We start from the raw sequence: 1,364 nt of genomic DNA, 5'->3' as shown, positions 1-1,364 counted from the left end.
CAGAAACTTGTATGTCCATTTTGTTTATTGACTAATACATTATACTGATTATAATCTAGCATCTACTATTTCTCTTGGCAATACCCCCTTAACATCATAGACTACTGCATCCTGCTTACAAAGTTTATTCAGATCAAGCTCCTCAAACTCCTTGTGTGACACAGCTAGAATAACAACGTCATATTTTATTGAGGCACTTAATGATGTAGTAGACTCCCATCCATATTCATGATTTACTTCGGCAGGCTCAGCCCACGGGTCATAGATGGTGATATTCATCTGGTAGTCCTTTAGCGTGTGCAGTATGTCTACCACTTTTGTATTGCGCACATCTGGGCAGTTTTCTTTAAAAGTGATTCCCAACACCAACACGTTTGCATTCTTCACAGAAATATCCTTCTTCACCATCAACTTCACCACTTCATGTGCTACATACTCACCCATGCCGTCATTTAGTCGTCGACCAGCAAGTATAATTTCAGGGTGATATCCTACCTCCTGCGCCTTCTGAGCCAGATAATATGGGTCTACACCAATGCAGTGCCCCCCAACTAAGCCTGGCTTAAACTTCAGAAAATTCCATTTGGTTCCAGCTGCTTGCAGCACCTCATCTGTATCTATGCCGAGGCGATTAAATATCTTTGCCAGCTCGTTTACAAAGGCAATATTAATGTCACGTTGTGCATTTTCAATTACTTTAGCTGCTTCTGCCACCTTTATAGAAGGAGCTTTATGGGTGCCGGCAGTAATTACAGCATTATAAAGCGCGTCTACCTTATCGGCTGCCTCTGGCATAGAGCCAGAAGTGATCTTCAATATTTTTGCAACGGTATGCTCTTTATCGCCTGGGTTAATTCTCTCAGGGGAGTAGCCAGCGAAGAAGTCTTCGTTAAACCTCAGACCGGATACTCGCTCCAGTACTGGCACACATTCGTCTTCCGTTACGCCAGGGTAAACTGTTGACTCATAGATAACAATGTCACCTTTCTTGAGCACTTTGCCTACCGTCTCGCTAGCCTTAAAAAGAGGCGTCAGGTCTGGACGGTTATTCTTATCTACCGGCGTAGGTACTGTAATGATATAGAAATTACACTGCTCTATCTGCTCCAACTGATCAGTACAAAGAAGGCCTTTTCCAGCTGAGAAATCCTCTGTCAGAACCTTGTTCAACTGCTCGTCAGACACCTCTAGTGTATGATCATGCCGCTGCTTAAGGCCTTCAATTCGCTGTTTATTTATATCAAAACCTAACGTTTTGAACTGCTTAGCAAATTCAACAGCCAGTGGTAGGCCTACGTACCCTAGACCGATGACTGCTATCTGGGCATTTTCTATTCCTGCTTGATGAGACATTATATTATTAC

At 43.0% G+C, this 1,364-nt stretch carries 1 protein-coding gene; it reads right to left on the bottom strand.

The window, feature by feature from the left end; translation table 11 throughout:
- Nucleotides 1-48: 48 nt before the first annotated feature.
- Nucleotides 49-1,353, bottom strand: a complete 1,305-nt coding sequence (locus ACFQ2O_RS21650; RefSeq protein ID WP_377532993.1) for a nucleotide sugar dehydrogenase — start codon at nt 1,351-1,353, stop codon at nt 49-51.
- Nucleotides 1,354-1,364 lie beyond the last annotated feature (11 nt).

This window comes from Pontibacter rugosus (genome assembly GCF_042678745.1).
Classification (GTDB): domain Bacteria; phylum Bacteroidota; class Bacteroidia; order Cytophagales; family Hymenobacteraceae; genus Pontibacter; species Pontibacter rugosus.
Note: the sequence above shows the minus strand (reverse complement) of the source record. Positions and strands in the feature narration are given on the sequence as shown.

Bases quoted from the DNA above. Each gene is read 5' to 3' on its own strand.
- ACFQ2O_RS21650 (WP_377532993.1), bottom strand. From the start codon at position 1,353: ATGTCTCATCAAGCAGGAATAGAAAATGCCCAGATAGCAGTCATCGGT.